The following is a 17,202-nucleotide window of genomic DNA, read 5'->3' as shown; positions in this document are numbered from 1 at the left end:
ACGATGGCGGACAGCTTCGGGCCCGTGACGCCCGGCGCGCACCACGGCGGCCCCGGCGCCGTCTCGGCGGACGCGCGCGGGGACGGACCGCGGGAGCCCATCCGGGTCCTGGTCGTCGACGATCACGCCCTCTTCCGGCGCGGACTGGAGATCGTCCTGGCGCAGGAGGACGACATCGAGGTCGTCGGCGAGGCCGGCGACGGGGCCGAGGCGGTGGAGAAGGCCGCGGACCTGCTGCCCGACATCGTGCTGATGGACGTGCGGATGCCCCGGCGCGGCGGCATCGAGGCGTGTACCTCGATCAAGGAGGTGGCCCCCAGCGCGAAGATCATCATGCTGACGATCAGCGACGAGGAGGCCGACCTCTACGACGCCATCAAGGCGGGGGCCACCGGCTACCTGCTCAAGGAGATCTCCACCGACGAGGTCTCCACGGCGATCCGCGCGGTGGCCGACGGGCAGTCCCAGATCAGCCCGTCGATGGCGGCGAAGCTGCTCACCGAGTTCAAGTCGATGATCCAGCGCACCGACGAGAAGCGGCTGGTGCCCGCGCCCCGTCTCACCGACCGGGAGCTGGAGGTCCTCAAGCTCGTCGCCACCGGCATGAACAACCGGGACATCGCCAAGGAGCTCTTCATCAGCGAGAACACCGTGAAGAACCACGTGCGCAACATCCTGGAGAAGCTCCAGCTCCACTCCCGGATGGAGGCCGTGGTCTACGCGATGCGGGAGAAGATCCTGGAGATCCGGTGAGGCGCGGCCGGACCGGGCGCCCGGACGGGGGCCTCAGTCCAGCGCGGCGGTGAGCGCCGCGGCCAGCTCCCGGTCGTCGCAGCGCTCGACGCGGACCGCGTCGCAGCCCACCCAGCCCGCCGCCTCCCGCAGGGCCCGCGCCATCGGCGCCACCGCCCCGCGCCCGGCCATCGACACCTGCCGCGCCACCAGGGTGCGGCCCTCGCGGGCCGGATCCACGCGGCCCAGCAGCCGACCCCCCGACAGCAGCGGCATCGCGAAGTAGCCGTGGACCCGCTTGGCCCGGGGCACGTACGCCTCCAGCCGGTGGGTGAAGCCGAAGATCCGCTCGGTGCGCGGGCGGTCCCAGACCAGGGAGTCGAACGGCGACAGCAGCGTCGTGCGGCACCGCTCCCGGCCCGCCGCCGACTCCGCCTCCAGCGCCGCCGGATCCGCCCAGGCCGGCCGCCCCCAGCCCTCCACCTCCACCGGCACCAGGCCCGTCTCCGCCACCACGGCGTCGACCTGCTCGTTCCTGATCCGGTGGTAGTCGGCCAGATCCGCTCGGGTGGCCACCCCCATCGCGGCGCCGGCCTGGGCCACCAGCCGCCGCAGGCACTCGTGGTCGGTGAGGTCGTCGTGGAGCAGCTCACCGGGGATCGCGCGGTCGGCCAGGTCGTAGACCCGCTTCCAGCCGCGGCGCCGGGTGCAGACCACCTCGCCGGTGTCCAGCAGCCACTCCACGGCGATCTTCGTCTCGGACCAGTCGTACCACTCGCCGCCGTTCTTCGCGCCGCCCAGCTCCGTGGCGGTCAGGGGGCCCTCGGCCCTCAGCTTCCCGCGGACGGCGGCGCAGGAGCGCTCGGAGTCCTCCAGCCGGTGCCAGCGGTGGCCCCGGGCCCGGTACGCCCGGCGCCGGAAGGCGAAGTGCGGCCACTCCTCGACCGGCAGGATGCAGGCGGCGTGCGACCAGTACTCGAAGGCGTGCCCGCCCGTCCAGTAGGCCGCCTCCACCGCGCCGCGGCCGACCGCGCCCAGGCGCGCGTACGGCACCAGCTCGTGGGAACGGGCCAGCACCGAGATGGTGTCCAGCTGGACGGCCCCCAGGCGGCGCAGCACCCCCCGGACCCCGGCGCGGCGGTCCACGGCACCCAGCAGGCCCTGCGACCGCAGTGCGATCCGGCGGGCCTCGTCGGCGGAGATCGAGAGCATGGCGGTGGTCATGAGCCGACGATAGAGGCCGTCACCGACAGCGGGACCGGGCCCCTGGGGAGGGGCGGCCGCACCGCGCGCCGGGCCCGCGTCCTACGGCGCGGGCGGTACGGGCGCACCCGGTGCCCGCCTACGGTCCGACGGCAGCAGCGACGCGATCCACGCGTCCCGCCGGGTGCCCCGGAAGGGTATGCGCGCCCGCAGGGTGCCCTCCATCACGAACCCCAGCCGCTCGGCCACGGCCCGCGAGGCGGTGTTGCCGACCTCCGCGACCCACTCCAGCCGCTCCACGCCCAGCTCGCCGAGGGCCCAGTCGGCCACCGCGCCGGCGGCCTCGGCGGTGTAGCCGCGCCGGCGCTGCTCCTTCGCCGTCCAGTACCCCAGCTCCGCCTCGCGTCCCGCCGGGTCCGGCGGCGTGATGCGCACCAGGCCCACCGACCCCACCAGTTCCCCGCCGTCGCGGGTGAAGGCACCGAAGGTGTAGGCGGTGTCCTCCCGCCAGCCGGAGGGGGCGATGCCCAGCACGTACTCCTGCGCGTGCCGCCGCTCGTACGGCTCGGGCAGGGCCGTCCAGCGCAGGATGTCCGGATCCTGGCAGGCCGCGTGGACCGCGGGGGCGTCCTCCGGGGCGAAGGGCCGCAGCGTCAGCCGCGCGGTGCCGATGGTCACAGGCCGCATGACGGGAGATTCTGCCAGTCAGCCGAACGGGCGGAACCGGCACCTTCCGGGGCCGACGCACGTTGGGGGGTACAGGGGCCGGTGCCCCTCGCATACGATGGCCGGTGCGGCCGGGCCCGAGGCAAGGGAGAGGCCCGCCGTGCCAGAGCACTCAGACCGTGCCCGGCCCGACCGGCAAGGAGCCAGCCTACGTGTCCGTCTTCGGCAAGATCATGCGTGCAGGTGAAGGCAAGATCCTGCGCAAGCTGCACCGCATCGCGGACCAGGTGTCGTCGATCGAAGAGGATTTCGTCAACCTCACCGACGCCGAGCTGCGGGCGCTCACGGACGAGTACAGGGAGCGCCTCGCCGACGGCGAGACCCTGGACGACCTGCTGCCCGAGGCGTTCGCGACGGTTCGCGAGGCGGCCAAGCGCGTCCTCGGCCAGCGCCACTACGACGTGCAGGTGATGGGCGGCGCGGCGCTGCACATGGGCTACGTCGCCGAGATGAAGACCGGTGAGGGCAAGACGCTGGTCGGCACCCTGCCCGCGTACCTCAACGCGCTGTCCGGCAAGGGCGTCCACCTGATCACGGTCAACGACTACCTGGCACAGCGCGACTCCGAGCTGATGGGGCGGGTCCACAGCTTCCTCGGCCTGACGGTCGGCTGCATCGTCGCCAACATGACCCCGGCGCAGCGCCGCCAGCAGTACGCCTGCGACATCACCTACGGCACCAACAACGAGTTCGGCTTCGACTACCTGCGCGACAACATGGCGTGGTCGAAGGACGAGCTGGTGCAGCGCGGCCACAACTTCGCGATCGTCGACGAGGTCGACTCGATCCTCATCGACGAGGCCCGCACCCCGCTGATCATCTCGGGTCCGGCCGACCAGGCCACCAAGTGGTACGGCGACTTCGCCAAGCTGGTGAAGCGCCTGGAGCGCGGCGAGCCCGCCAACCCGCTCAAGCAGCAGCCCGAGACGGGCGACTACGAGGTCGACGAGAAGAAGCGCACCGTCGGCATCCACGAGTCGGGCGTCGCCAAGGTCGAGGACTGGCTGGGCATCGACAACCTCTACGAGTCGGTCAACACCCCGCTGGTGGGCTACCTCAACAACGCGATCAAGGCCAAGGAGCTCTACAAGAAGGACAAGGACTACGTCGTCATCGACGGCGAGGTCATGATCGTCGACGAGCACACCGGCCGCATCCTCGCGGGCCGCCGCTACAACGAGGGCATGCACCAGGCGATCGAGGCCAAGGAGGGGGTGGAGATCAAGGACGAGAACCAGACGCTCGCCACGATCACCCTCCAGAACTTCTTCCGCCTCTACGACAAGCTGTCGGGCATGACCGGCACGGCCATGACCGAGGCCGCCGAGTTCCACCAGATCTACAAGCTCGGCGTGGTGCCGATCCCGACGCACCGCCCGATGATCCGCAAGGACCAGTCCGACCTGATCTACCGCACCGAGGTCGCCAAGTTCGCCGCGGTCGTCGACGACATCGTCGAGCGGCACGAGAAGGGCCAGCCGGTCCTGGTGGGCACCACCTCGGTGGAGAAGTCCGAGTACCTCTCCCAGCAGCTGAAGAAGCGCGGCGTGCCGCACGAGGTGCTCAACGCCAAGAACCACGAGCGCGAGGCCGCGATCGTCGCCCAGGCGGGCCGCAAGGGCGCCGTGACGGTCGCCACGAACATGGCCGGCCGCGGTACGGACATCAAGCTCGGCGGCAACCCGGACGACATCGCCGACGCGGAGCTGCGCGCCAAGGGCCTGGACCCGGTGGAGAACGCCGAGGAGTGGGCCGCCGCCCTCCCCGCGGCCCTGGAGCGGGCCGAGCAGGCGGTGGCGGCCGAGCACGACGAGGTCGTCGAACTGGGCGGCCTGTACGTGCTGGGCACCGAGCGGCACGAGTCGCGCCGCATCGACAACCAGCTGCGCGGACGCTCCGGACGGCAGGGCGACCCGGGCGAGTCCCGCTTCTACCTCTCCCTCGGCGACGACCTGATGCGGCTGTTCAAGGCGCAGATGGTCGAGCGCGTGATGTCGATGGCCAACGTGCCCGACGACGTCCCGATCGAGAACAAGATGGTCACCCGCGCCATCGCCTCGGCGCAGTCGCAGGTCGAGCAGCAGAACTTCGAGATCCGCAAGAACGTCCTGAAGTACGACGAGGTCCTCAACCGGCAGCGCGAGGTCATCTACGGCGAGCGCCGCCGCGTCCTGGAGGGCGAGGACCTGCACGAGCAGATCCGCCACTTCATGGACGACACCATCGACGCCTACGTCCAGGCCGAGACGGTCGAGGGCTTCGCCGAGGAGTGGGACCTGGACCGGCTGTGGAGCGCCTTCAAGCAGCTCTACCCGGTGTCGGTCACCGTCGAGGACCTGGAGGAGGAGGCCGGGGGCCGCGACGGCATCACGGCCGAGTTCATCGCCGAGACGATCAAGGACGACATCCACGCGCGGTACGAGGAGCGCGAGAAGGAGCTCGGCCCGGAGATCATGCGCGAGCTGGAGCGCCGCGTGGTGCTCTCCGTCCTCGACCGCAAGTGGCGCGAGCACCTCTACGAGATGGACTACCTCCAGGAGGGCATCGGCCTGCGCGCCATGGCGCAGCGCGACCCGCTGGTGGAGTACCAGCGCGAGGGCTACGACATGTTCGTCGCGATGATGGACGGCATCAAGGAGGAGTCCGTCGGCTACCTGTTCAACCTGGAGGTCCAGGTGGAGCAGCAGGTCGAGGAGGTGCCGGTCGAGGAGGCCGCCCCAACCTCCCTGGAGAAGGCACCGCAGGAGGAGGCCGTGCCGGCGGGGGCCCGCCCGGCCATCCGGGCCAAGGGCCTGGACGCTCCGCAGCGCCCGGACCGGCTGCACTTCTCCGCCCCGACGGTGGACGGCGAGGGCGGGGTCGTCGAGGGCGACTTCGCCGGTGACGGGGAGGGCCCGGTCCGTTCGCCCGCCGACGGGATGACGCGGGCCGAGCGCCGCAAGGCGCAGCGGGAGAAGGGCCGCCGCCGCAAGAAGTGACGGTGCGGGCCGCCGCCGTGTGGCGGCGGCCCGCCGGCCGGGGCCGGGTGTCCGCACAGGACGCCCGGCCCCGGCGCGTTCACCGGGCGGGCACCCGCCCGGGGCCCGGCCCGGGGGTGCGCCCCGCCGCCGTGCCGGGCGTCCCGGGGGCGTCGAGTTCGACGGCGCAGCACAGCCAGCGGCCGTCGCGCCCCTGTTCCAGGCGGAACGCCAGGGCCCGCAGCCGGTCGCCGGCGGTGATCCGGGCGAACGCCTCGACCGCCCCGGGGCCGGGCCGGCACCACCCCACCTGCCGCACCGCGGGCGCCGGCGCGCCCGCGGCGGCCGGGCGCAGCGGGGCGTGCGGGGCGAGGCGGGCCAGTTGCTCGTACGCCTGGCCGCGGGTGTGGCCGAGCAGCAGGTGGACCGGGCGCAGGCCGCTGAGGACGAGCACCAGCCGGTGGGCGAACCAGTAGTGCGGCTGCCGGTCGCGCTCGCGCTGCCGGGCGGCGAGCACGGCCGAGTGCGCCGGGCGCGCCGGGCGGCGGGAGTCCCGGCGGCCGGGCGGGGCGGTGCGGCTGGTGGACGGCATGGTGGCTCTCCCCGTGGTCTCACGTCTACTGGTCGGTAGCTTGCGGTCCGGTTCTACTGGCGGGTCCGGCGGGCGGCAACGACCGGCCACGGTGGCGCCGCACTCCTCCCGCGGTTCACCTATCCGGATGGCGGCGGCTGCGGGGCTGACGCGCCGCGCCCCTGACCTGTGGCGCCGTGCCGGGAGCCGGGGGCGCGGAGCGGCGGGGCCGGACACGGCCGGCGCACCGGGGCGGCCGTATGCTGTCGGGGCAGTCGGAGCGGCCCTACACGAAAGCGGTAGCGATGCGCGTCTACGTCCCCCTGACCCTTCCCGGCCTCGCGGACGCGCACGGGAAGGGCGAACTGGGCCCAGGACCCCTGACCGCCTACGCGGTCACCCCCGGACTGCGCGAGTGGTACGTCTCGGACGACATCGAGGAGCTGGAGTACGCGGCCCTCGGCCGTGCCGCCCAGGCGTCGCTGCGGCTGCTGGCCGTCGACCCCGGTGCCCGCCGGCGGCGGGTCGTGGTGGCCCTGGACGTGCCCGACCGGGAGGCCGTCGCCGATCCCGACCGCAGCCTGGACCCGTCGGCGCTCGGCGAGGTGCGCATCGAACGGGCCGTGCCGCTGTCCAGGGCGGCGGCCGTGCACGTGGACGGCGAGGAGGCCGAGGCGGACGTCGCCGCGGCGGCGGACGCGCTGGGCGCGGCCGACCTGGGCGACGACGACGCCCGGTTCGTCGTGGACGGGGCCGACGACCACGACCTGCTGTGGTACGCGACGCAGGAGATCGGCGTCCTTCTGGAGGAGCTGGCCTGAGCCCGCGCGCCGGGGCGCCGCCCGGGGCCGGACGGCCGTCCCCTCCCGGTCCGCCCTCCGGTCTGCCCCTCCCGGTTGTCACACCGTTCGCCTACCGTCGTCCCATGGACTCGGGCACGGGGAGATCCCACATCGTGTGGGACTGGAACGGCACGCTGCTGCACGACATCGACGCGGTCATCGCGGCGACCAACGCCGCGTTCGCCGAGCTGGGACTGCCGCCCATCACGCTGGAGCGCTACCGGGAGCTGTACTGCGTGCCGGTACCCCGCTTCTACGAGCGGTTGATGGGCCGGCCGCCGACCGACGAGGAGTGGGCCGGGATGGACGAGGTCTTCCACCGGCACTACGTCGCGCGGGTCGAGCGCGTGGGGCTCGCCGAGGGCGCGGCGGAGCTGCTCGCCGCGCGGCGGGCGGCCGGGCTGACCCAGTCGCTGTGCTCCCTGGCCCCGCACGACCAACTGGTGCCGCTGGTACGCCGCCACGGCATCGAGGAGCACTTCGTGCGGGTGGACGGCTGCCTCGGCGGCACCAGCGGCGCGAGCACCGGCAAGGCCCGGCAGATGGCGGCGCACGTGGCGGCGCTCGACGGTTTCCGCCCCCACCGCACCGTGGTCGTCGGCGACGCGGTGGACGACGCCGTGGCGGCCGCCCACGTGGGGGCGCGGGCCGTGCTGTACACGGGCGGCTCCCACAGCAGGGCGAGCCTGGAGGCCGCGGGGGTGCCGGTGGTGGACAGCCTCGCCGAGGCGGTGGAGGTGGCCGAGAGCATGGTCGCGGAGGGCTGAGGCGGGGGCGCGGACGGGAGGCGGGCGGGGGCCGGCGGCCACCGCCCGCCGGGGCCGGTCCGCGCCCGTGCGGCTTGTCCACAACGTCCAACCCCGGCGTCGGGTTTTGTACACATGCGGTGCGTGACGGCCGCCCGGCGCGGAGCGATACGCTTGGCCCGTGATCTGCGAGATAGCCGCGGAAGGCAGTGCCGCCTCCGCCCCCGGTCACCCGTGGCGCGACGCCCGGGCCGCCGCCGATCACCCCTCTTTCCCGCATGACGCCCCGCTCCGGCGGACACTTGGTGTGTCGGCGTCACACATTCCCACCCTCGACGTCACGCAACGGCGCGCGACAGGAGCCAGACGACATGCAGACCAAGCTGGACGAAGCAAAGGCCGAGCTGCTCGAACGGGCCGCCCGGGTGGCCGATAGGGGCCCTGCCGGAAGCCAACCGGTTCCCGGCCTGGACGGCGGGGCCATCGGTTCGTACCTCCAGCGCTACTACCTGCACACCGCCCCCGAGGACCTCACCGACCGCGACCCGGTCGACGTCTACGGCGCCGCGGTCTCCCACTGCCGACTGGCCCGGCAGCGCCCCCAGGGCACCGCCGGCGTCCGCGTCCACACCCCCACCGTCGACGAGAACGGCTGGACGTGCACGCACACCGTCGTCGAGGTCGTCACCGACGACATGCCCTTCCTGGTGGACTCGGTCACCAACGAGCTGACCCGCCAGAACCGCGGCATCCACCTGGTGGTCCACCCCCAGGTCGTCGTCCGCCGCGACGTCACGGGCAGACTCCTCGAGATCCTGGACGTGGAGAGCCGCGGCCAGGAGGAGGGGGAGCTGCCCGACGACGCGCTCGTGGAGTCCTGGATCCACGTCGAGATCGACCGGGAGACCGACCGCGACGACCTGCGGCGGATCGCCGACGACCTGCGGCGCGTGCTGTCCGACGTCCGCGAGGCGGTCGAGGACTGGCAGAAGATGCGCACCGCGGCACTGCGGATCGCCGACGGACTGCCCGACGAGCCGCTGCCGGCCGACCTGCCCGAGCAGGAGGTCGAGGAGGCCGGGGAGCTGCTGCGCTGGCTCGCCGCCGACCACTTCACCTTCCTGGGGTACCGCGAGTACGAGCTGGTCTCCGAGGGCGCCGAGGGCACCGAGGAACTGCTGCTCAGCGCCGTCCCCGGCACCGGTCTGGGCATCCTGCGCTCCGACCCGCGGCACGACGGGGAGGGCGCCCCCGGTTCCGCCGGGGCCCCGGACGGGGAGGGCTCCGACCGGCCGCACGAGCACCCGCACGCCCACCCGGTCTCCCCCTCCTTCAACCGGCTCTCCGCCGACGCCCGCGCCAAGGCCCGCGAGCACCGGCTGCTGGTGCTCACCAAGGCCAACAGCCGCGCCACCGTGCACCGCCCCTCCTACCTCGACTACATCGGGGTCAAGAAGTTCGACGAGGCGGGCAACGTGGTGGGCGAGCGCCGCTTCCTCGGCCTGTTCTCCTCGGCCGCCTACACCGAGTCGGTGCGCCGGGTGCCCGTCATCCGCCGCAAGGTCGAGGAGGTCGTCGCCTCCGCGGGCTTCACCCCCGACAGCCACGACGGCCGCGACCTGCTCCAGATCCTGGAGACGTACCCGCGCGACGACCTCTTCCAGATCCCGCCGGGTGAGCTGCGCGACATCGTCACCTCCGTGCTCTACCTCCAGGAGCGCCGCAAGCTGCGGCTCTACCTGCGCCAGGACGAGTACGGCCGCTACTACTCCGCGCTGGTCTACCTGCCGCGCGACCGCTACACCACCGCCGTGCGGCTGCGGCTGATCGACATCCTCTCCGAGGAACTGGGCGGCAGCACCGTCGACTTCTCCGCCTGGAACACCGAATCCGTCCTGGCCCGGCTGCACTTCGTCGTCCGCGTGCCCCAGGGCACCGAACTCGCCCAGCTCACCCACGCCGACGTCGAGCGCATCGAGGCCCGGCTGGCCGAGGCGGCCCGCTCCTGGGCGGACGGCTTCTCCGAGGCCCTGGTCGCCGAACTCGGCGAGGAGCGGGCGGCGCAACTGGTGCACCGCTACGCGGGCGCCTTCCCCGAGGGCTACAAGGCCGACTTCCCGCCCCGCGCGGCCGTCGCCGACCTCCAGCACTTCGAGAAGCTGGAGCACGGCGAGGGCGCGGGCGACTTCGCGCTCAGCCTCTACGAGCCCGTCGGGGCCGGACCGGGGGAGCGCCGTTTCAAGATCTACCGGACGGGGGAGCCGGTCTCGCTCTCCGCCGTCCTGCCGATCCTCCAGGCCATGGGTGTGGAGGTCGTCGACGAGCGCCCCTACGAGCTGCGCTGCGCCGACCGCTCCCGGGCGTGGATCTACGACTTCGGGCTCCGGCTCCCGGCGAAGCACGCGCCGAACCTCGACGGCGACGCCCGCGAGCGCTTCCAGGACGCCTTCGCCGCCGTCTGGCGCGGCGCGGCCGAGAGCGACGGCTTCAACGCCCTGGTGCTCTCCGCCGGGCTGACCTGGCGCCAGGCGATGGTGCTGCGGGCGTACGCCAAGTACCTGCGGCAGGCCGGCTCGCCGTTCAGCCAGGACTACATGGAGGACACCCTCCGTCACAACGTCCACACCACCCGGCTGCTGGTCAGCCTCTTCGAGGCGCGGCTCTCCCCGGAGCGCGCGGGCGCGGGCCACGAGCTGACCGACGGCCTGCTGGAGGAGCTGGACGGCGCGCTGGACCAGGTCGCCTCGCTGGACGAGGACCGCATCCTGCGCTCGTTCCTCACCCTGATCAAGGCCACCCTGCGCACCAACTACTTCCAGCCGCGGGACTCCTCCGGCAGGCCGCACGACTACGTGTCGATGAAGTTCGACCCGCAAGCTATCCCCGATCTGCCCGCGCCCCGCCCGGCGTACGAGATCTGGGTGTACTCGCCGCGCGTGGAGGGCGTGCACCTGCGCTTCGGGAAGGTCGCCCGCGGCGGTCTGCGCTGGTCCGACCGGCGCGAGGACTTCCGCACCGAGATCCTCGGCCTGGTGAAGGCCCAGGAGGTCAAGAACACGGTGATCGTGCCGGTCGGCGCCAAGGGCGGCTTCGTCGGCAAGCGGCTGCCCGACCCCTCGGCGGACCGCGACGCCTGGCTGGCCGAGGGCGTCGCCTGCTACAAGACGTTCATCTCCGGCATGCTCGACATCACCGACAACCTCGTGGGCGGCCAGGTCGTGCCCCCCGAGCGCGTGGTGCGCCACGACGGGGACGACACCTACCTGGTCGTCGCCGCCGACAAGGGCACCGCGGCCTTCTCCGACATCGCCAACGAGGTGGCCACCGCCTACGGCTTCTGGCTGGGCGACGCCTTCGCCTCCGGCGGGTCGGCCGGCTACGACCACAAGGGCATGGGCATCACCGCCCGCGGCGCCTGGGAGTCGGTGAAACGACACTTCCGCGAGCTGGGCCACGACACCCAGACCGAGGACTTCACGGTCGTCGGCATCGGCGACATGTCCGGCGACGTCTTCGGCAACGGCATGCTGCTCAGCGAGCACATCAGGCTGGTCGCGGCCTTCGACCACCGGCACATCTTCCTCGACCCGGACCCGGACCCGGCCACCTCCTACGCCGAGCGCCGCCGCCTGTTCGAGATGCCGCGCTCGTCCTGGGCCGACTACGACACCTCGCTGCTGTCGGCCGGCGGCGGCGTCCACCCCCGCTCGGCCAAGTCCATCCCCGTCAACGCGCACGTCCGCGAGGCCCTGGGCATCGAGGGCGGCGTCACCAAGATGACCCCGTCCGAGCTGATGAGGGCCATCCTCAAGGCGCCGGTGGACCTGCTGTGGAACGGCGGCATCGGCACCTACGTGAAGGCGTCGACCGAGTCCGACGCCGACGTCGGCGACAAGGCCAACGACGCCATCCGCGTGGACGGCCGGGACCTGCGGGTCAGGGTGGTCGGCGAGGGCGGCAACCTGGGCCTGACCCAGCTCGGCCGCATCGAGTTCGCGCAGGAGGGCGGGCGGATCAACACCGACGCCATCGACAACAGCGCCGGCGTGGACTCCTCCGACCACGAGGTCAACATCAAGATCCTCCTCAACTCGGTCGTCTCCGACGGCGACATGACCGTCAAGCAGCGCAACGCCCTGCTGGCGGAGATGACCGACGAGGTCGCCGAACTGGTGCTGCGCAACAACTACGCGCAGAACATCGCCCTGGCCAACGGGATGCGGCAGGCGCCCGCCCTCCTCCACGCCCACCAGCGGTTCATGCGGGCCCTGGCCCGCGAGGGGCGGCTGGACCGGCAGCTGGAGTTCCTCCCCGGCGACCGCCAGGTCCGCGAGCGGCTGGCCCACGGCCACGGCCTGACCCAGCCCGAACTGGCGGTGCTGCTGGCGTACACCAAGATCGCCGTCACCGAGGAGCTGGCCGGCACCGGCCTGGCGGACGACCCGTACCTGCAGAAGCTGGCGTACGCCTACTTCCCCACCGCGCTGCGCGAGCGCTTCCCCGAGCAGATCGAGCGCCACGCCCTGCGGCGCGAGATCATCACCACCGTCCTGGTCAACGACACGGTCAACACCGGCGGATCGACCCTGGTGCACCGGATGAAGGAGGAGTCGGGAGCCTCCACCGAGGAGATCGTCCGGGCGCACGTCGCGGCCCGGGAGATCTTCGGCCTGGCCCGCACCTGGGACGAGGTGGAGGCACTGGACAACCGGGTCGCCGCCGAGGTCCAGACCCGCATCCGGCTGCACTCCCGCCGGCTGGTCGAGCGGGGCACCCGCTGGCTGCTGAACAACCGGCCGCAGCCGCTGAAGCTCGCCGAGACCATCGACGTCTTCCGCGACCGGGTGGAGGTCGTCTGGTCCGAGCTGCCCAAGCTGCTGCGCGGCGCCGACCTGGAGTGGCACCAGAACGTCAACGACGAGCTGACCGCGGCCGGGGTGCCCGGCGAGCTGGCGCTGCGGGTGGCGGGCCTGTCCTCGGTCTTCCCCGCCCTGGACGTGGTCGCCGTCGCGGACCGCACGGGCCACGAGCTGCTGGACGTCGCCGAGGTGTACTACGACCTCGCCGACCGGCTGGGCATCACCGAACTCCAGGACCGGGTGAGCGAGCTGCCGCGCTCCGACCGCTGGCAGTCGATGGCCCGCGCGGCGATCCGCGAGGACCTCTACGCCGCCCACCAGCTCCTGACGGCCGACGTGCTGGCCGCCGGGGACGGCGGGGCCACACCCGAGCAGCGCTTCGCGGCGTGGGAGGCGAAGAACGCGGCCGTCCTGGGGCGGGCCCGGGCCACGCTGGAGGAGATCCGCGACTCGGAGACCTTCGACCTGGCGAACCTGTCGGTGGCGATGCGCACCATGCGCACCCTGCTGCGCAGCAACCGCTGAGGCACTGCGCGGCGGCGCGGTGCGCGCGAGGAGGGGGCGGCCCGCCCGGGCCGCCCCCTCCGGCGTTCGCGCGCCCGCCGGGCGGCTACTTCACCGCGCCCGCCATCACACCCGACACGAACTGCCGCTGGAAGGCGAAGAACACCACCAGCGGGATCACCATCGACACGAACGCGCCGGAGGCGAGGACGTCGATGTTGTTGCCGAACTGGCGCACCTGCTGCTGGAGCGCGACGGTGATCGGCGGATCGCCGGCGTCGGCGAAGATCAGCGCCACCAGCATGTCGTTCCACACCCACAGGAACTGGAAGATGCCCAGCGAGGCGATGGCCGGACCGCCCAGCGGCATCACGACCCGCGTGAACAGCCGCACCTCGCCCGCGCCGTCCAGCCGCGCCGCCTCCAGCAGCTCGCGCGGGATCTCCGCGAAGAAGTTGCGCAGCAGGAAGATCGCGAACGGCAGCCCGAAGGCGGTGTGGAAGACCACGACGCCGGCGGTGGTCTCGAAGATGCCCAGGGAGTTGAACAGCTTCGCCACCGGGATCAGGGCCACCTGCACCGGCACCACCAGCAGGCCGACCACCACCAGGAACCACCAGTCGCGGCCGGGGAAGTCCATCCAGGCGAAGGCGTAGCCGGCCAGCGAGCCGATGACCACGACCAGCACCGTGGAGGGCACGGTGATCGCCAGCGTCGTCGCCAGGGAGCCGGTGATGGCGTCGTTCTCCAGCAGCGCCCGGTAGTTGGCCGCCGTCAGCTGCGACCAGTCGCCCAGCACCGTCCACCAGCCCGAGGAGGTGATGTCGGAGCGGTCGCGCAGGGACGACAGCAGCAGCCCGGTGGTCGGCAGCAGCCACAGGAAGGCGATCACGACCAGGGTGAAGCGCACCGCCCAGTGGCCGGTGAGGGCGGTGAGCCGCGCGGCGAGCGGACGGTGCCCGCCCCGTCCCGCCGGCCGCCGTCCGCCGCCGGCGGGCGCGGGGCCGGGCCCGGGTCCGGCCCCGGAGGTGCTCTCGGAGGGAGTGCTCACGGTCGGTTCTCCCTCCTGAGGCGGCGGATGTTGAACACCATCACCGGCACCACCAGCAGCAGCAACAGCACCGCGATGGCACTGCCCGCGCCCTGGTCGGCGCCCGTGCCGAAGGACGACAGGTACAGCTGGAGGGCCAGCACGTTGGCGTCGGACTGGGTGGCGCCCGGGGCGATGATGTAGACGAGGTCGAAGATCTTCAGCACGTTGATCACCAGGGTGACGAGGACGACCGCGAGGACGGGCGCCAGCACCGGCACCGTGATCCTGCGGAAGACCTGCCACTCGTTCGCCCCGTCGACCCGTGCCGCCTCCAGCAGTTCGCGCGGCACGCCCGCCAGCCCGGCCGCGATCAGCACCATCGCGAAGCCCGCCCACATCCACACGTAGGAGGCGATGATGGCCGGGGTGACCAGGCTCGGGCCGAGCCAGTTGACGCCGTTGTAGGCCTCGGTGAAGTTGGCGGCCGGCAGCCGCAGCCGCGCCCCGTCGGCCTCGGCGGGAAGGGCGTAGGTGCCGTCCTCGCCGGTCGTGGCGGTGGCGACGACCTCCCCGCCCCTGACCGCCTCGACCTCCACCCCGGCCAGGGCCTTCTCGCCCGGGTCGATCACCCCGGGCTCGCCCCCGCCGCCCCTGGCGAAGTCCACCCAGACGGTGCCGGTGACCCCGCCGTCGCCGGAGGGCCCGGCCGGCCGGGCGTCGGCGGCGCCGGCCAGGTCCTGGGGCGGCACGCCGACCAGCGGCAGGTCGGCCGGGCCCGCGGCGTCCACCGCCGCGGCGGTGGTGTACGAGCCGTCGCCGGACTCCTCCAGGTCGCTGCCCGGCCGGGGACGGGCGCCGGGCCAGGCGGAGGCCTCGTTGAAGGTGTCGTGCACGCCGACCCAGACGGCGTTGGCCACCCCGCGGTCCGGGTCCTGCTCGTAGACCAGGCGGAAGATGATGCCCGCGGCGAGCATCGAGATGGCCATGGGCATGAAGACGATCAGCTTGAACGCGGTGCCCCAGCGCACCCGTTCGGTCAGCACCGCGAAGATCAGGCCGAGCGCGGTGCAGGCGGTCGGGGCGACGACCACCCAGATCGCGTTGTTCCTGATCGCGGTCAGGATGCCGTCGTCGGTGAACAGCCCGACGTAGTTGTCCAGGCCGACGAAGCCGGTGCCGGACGAGTCGAAGAGGCTGCGGTAGACCGAGTAGACGATGGGGTAGACGACCAGCGCCCCCAGGAGCACCAGCGCGGGCAGCAGGAAGCAGGCGGCCAGCCACGGGCGGGTGCGGACGACGGAGGTGCGGTGCGGTCTCGATGCGGCGGGCGGCCCCGGGCGGCCCGGGGCCGCCGGGCCGCCCGCTGTGGCGGTCGGCATGGCGGTGGCTCCCCGTCCGCCGTCAGTCGCCGTACGCCTTGGCCGCGGCGGCCTCCAGGTCCTTCTGGGCGCCCTCCACGTCGTCGGGGTCGGCCAGGAAGTCCTGGAGCGCCTTCCACTCGCCCTCGCCCTTGGTGCCGCCGAAGGCGGCCGGGGCCTGGTCGGACATGTCGAAGCGGAAGTCGTCGCCCGCGGCGATCAGCGCCTCGGCGATGTCGCGCTGCACGTCGTCGGGGTAGACGGCGGTGTCCAGCTCCTTGTTGGGGGAGATGAAACCGCCCCGCTCGGCCCAGATCGCCGCGGCGTCGGTGGAGGCGAGGAAGGTGAGCAGGGCGTGGGCGCCCTCGCTGTCCTTCAGCGCGACCGCCGCGTCGCCGCCGCTGACCACGGGGGAGTCCGAGCCGACCGCGGGGAAGGGGAAGACCTTGGCGTTCTCGCCGACCTTCGACTCGGTGTCGGCGATGTTGACGGCGACGAAGTCGCCCTCGTAGACCATCGCGGCCTGCGGCCCGTCGGGCTCGGCGAAGACCTGGGTGACGGACTTGGGGAACTCCGTGCGCAGCGCACCGCTGTTGCCGCCGGCCAGCAGCTCCTCGGCGCCGAACAGCTCGCCGAGGGTGGTCAGGGCCTCCTTGACGGAGGGGTCGGTCCACGGGATCTCGTGCCGGGCGAGCCGGTCGTACTTCTCGGGGCCGGCCTGGGAGAGGTAGACGTTCTCGAACCAGTCGGTGAGCGTCCAGCCGTCCGCGCCGCCGACCGAGACCGGCGGGACGCCGGAGTCGGAGATCGTGCGGGCGACGTCGAGGAACTCGTCCCAGGTCTTCGGCTCGCTCACGCCCGCGTTCTCGAAGGCGGTGGTGTTGTACCAGACCAGGGACTTGTTGGCGGCCTTGAAGTAGACGCCGTACTGCGTGCCCTCGTGGGCGCCGAGGTCCCGCCAGCCCTGGGAGAAGTTCTTGTCGAGCTGCTTGCGGGTGGCCTCGTCCAGGGGCTTGATCCAGCCCTTCTGGGCGAACTGGTGGAGCACGCCGACCTGCGGCAGCATCGCCACGTCCGGCGGCGCGCCGCCCTCGACCTTGGAACCGATGAAGGTGGCCACGTTGTCGCCGGTGGGCACGAAGCCGACCTCGGCCCCGGTGCGCTTTTCGAACTCGTCGAGCACCCGGCGGAAGTTCTCCTGCTCCGGGCCCGTCCACACGGCGGCCACCTGGAGCTTCTGCCCCTCCAGCGAGGGCAGTTCGACGGTGGGCTCCCGCTCCTGCGCGGTGTTGTTCCCCGAGCCCCCGGACTCCCCGCCTCCGCCGCCCCCTCCGCCGCAGGCGGCCGTCAGCGACAGGGCCAGCGCCGCGGCCAGGGCGGTTCCCGCTCTCAGGGCCCGCGCTCGAGTAGTACGGACAGAAGTGCGCATCGCTCACCGTCCCCCACTGTGGGCACGGCCGGCCTCGGACGGCCGTGCCGTGCGTCCCGTGCGATCAGTCCTACGCCTCAACGCTTTGCCCGGCAATACCGCTTCACATGCCGACCCGCCCTTCGTGACCGGCTCGTGACCCGCTCCCGGGGCGGATCCCGTGCGGAGCGGGCCGGTCCGCACGGGAGCGGGGCGGCGGCGTGCGGCGGTGGCGGGGCGGCCGCGGGGCGCGGGGGCGCCGC

11 protein-coding genes are annotated in these 17,202 nt (G+C 72.8%); 5 read left to right on the top strand and 6 right to left on the bottom strand.

Annotated elements, in window-relative coordinates:
* The first annotated feature begins 3 nt into the window (after positions 1-3).
* The gene (locus ACFSJS_RS19760; RefSeq protein ID WP_380902202.1) at positions 4-753 is read left to right on the top strand and encodes a response regulator; all 750 of its coding nucleotides are present in this window, start codon (positions 4-6) and stop codon (positions 751-753) included.
* A 33-nt stretch (positions 754-786) separates the two neighbouring features.
* Here the strand turns inward: ACFSJS_RS19760 and ACFSJS_RS19755 are convergent, their stop codons facing one another.
* Both ACFSJS_RS19755 and ACFSJS_RS19750 read right to left on the bottom strand, forming a co-directional pair.
* The gene (locus ACFSJS_RS19755; protein WP_380902200.1) at positions 787-1,956 is read right to left on the bottom strand and encodes a winged helix-turn-helix domain-containing protein; all 1,170 of its coding nucleotides are present in this window, start codon (positions 1,954-1,956) and stop codon (positions 787-789) included.
* An 81-nt stretch (positions 1,957-2,037) separates the two neighbouring features.
* Positions 2,038-2,622: a GNAT family N-acetyltransferase gene (locus tag ACFSJS_RS19750; protein ID WP_380902198.1), complete on the bottom strand. Its 585-nt coding sequence runs from the start codon at positions 2,620-2,622 to the stop codon at positions 2,038-2,040.
* A 191-nt stretch (positions 2,623-2,813) separates the two neighbouring features.
* Here ACFSJS_RS19750 and secA point away from each other — a divergent pair, with 191 nt between their 5' ends.
* Positions 2,814-5,639 carry a preprotein translocase subunit SecA gene (gene secA / locus ACFSJS_RS19745; protein ID WP_380902196.1) on the top strand — a complete coding sequence of 942 codons (2,826 nt, stop codon included), beginning with the start codon at positions 2,814-2,816 and terminating at the stop codon, positions 5,637-5,639.
* Between the two features lie 79 nt (positions 5,640-5,718).
* On the opposite strand, the gene ACFSJS_RS19740 is transcribed toward secA, so the two are convergent.
* Positions 5,719-6,210: an Rv3235 family protein gene (locus tag ACFSJS_RS19740; RefSeq protein WP_380902194.1), complete on the bottom strand. Its 492-nt coding sequence runs from the start codon at positions 6,208-6,210 to the stop codon at positions 5,719-5,721.
* A 284-nt stretch (positions 6,211-6,494) separates the two neighbouring features.
* Here ACFSJS_RS19740 and ACFSJS_RS19735 point away from each other — a divergent pair, with 284 nt between their 5' ends.
* From ACFSJS_RS19735 to ACFSJS_RS19725, 3 genes are all read left to right on the top strand, one after another.
* Positions 6,495-7,010, top strand: a complete 516-nt coding sequence (locus ACFSJS_RS19735) for a DUF6912 family protein (protein ID WP_380902192.1) — start codon at positions 6,495-6,497, stop codon at positions 7,008-7,010.
* A 104-nt stretch (positions 7,011-7,114) separates the two neighbouring features.
* Complete coding sequence (locus ACFSJS_RS19730) at positions 7,115-7,798, top strand: HAD family hydrolase (protein WP_380902190.1); 684 nt, start codon at positions 7,115-7,117, stop codon at positions 7,796-7,798.
* A 350-nt stretch (positions 7,799-8,148) separates the two neighbouring features.
* Positions 8,149-13,161 (top strand): NAD-glutamate dehydrogenase, encoded by a 5,013-nt coding sequence (locus ACFSJS_RS19725; protein WP_380902188.1) that lies wholly within the window; start codon positions 8,149-8,151, stop codon positions 13,159-13,161.
* 85 nt (positions 13,162-13,246) lie between these two features.
* On the opposite strand, the gene ACFSJS_RS19720 is transcribed toward ACFSJS_RS19725, so the two are convergent.
* From ACFSJS_RS19720 to ACFSJS_RS19710, 3 genes are read right to left on the bottom strand one after another with little or no spacing between them, the layout of a single operon-like run.
* Positions 13,247-14,191, bottom strand: coding sequence for a carbohydrate ABC transporter permease (locus ACFSJS_RS19720; protein ID WP_380902186.1), 945 nt, complete (start codon positions 14,189-14,191; stop codon positions 13,247-13,249).
* Positions 14,188-15,552, bottom strand: a complete 1,365-nt coding sequence (locus ACFSJS_RS19715; protein WP_380902184.1) for a carbohydrate ABC transporter permease — start codon at positions 15,550-15,552, stop codon at positions 14,188-14,190. The genes ACFSJS_RS19720 and ACFSJS_RS19715 overlap by 4 nt, the downstream gene beginning before the upstream one ends.
* 22 nt (positions 15,553-15,574) lie before the next feature.
* Complete coding sequence (locus ACFSJS_RS19710) at positions 15,575-16,960, bottom strand: ABC transporter substrate-binding protein (RefSeq protein WP_380902182.1); 1,386 nt, start codon at positions 16,958-16,960, stop codon at positions 15,575-15,577.
* Positions 16,961-17,202: the final 242 nt, after the last annotated feature.

It is taken from the genome of Streptomyces desertarenae, assembly GCF_042681365.1.
Lineage (GTDB): Bacteria > Actinomycetota > Actinomycetes > Streptomycetales > Streptomycetaceae > Streptomyces > Streptomyces desertarenae.
This window is presented reverse-complemented; position numbering and strand designations above follow the sequence as displayed.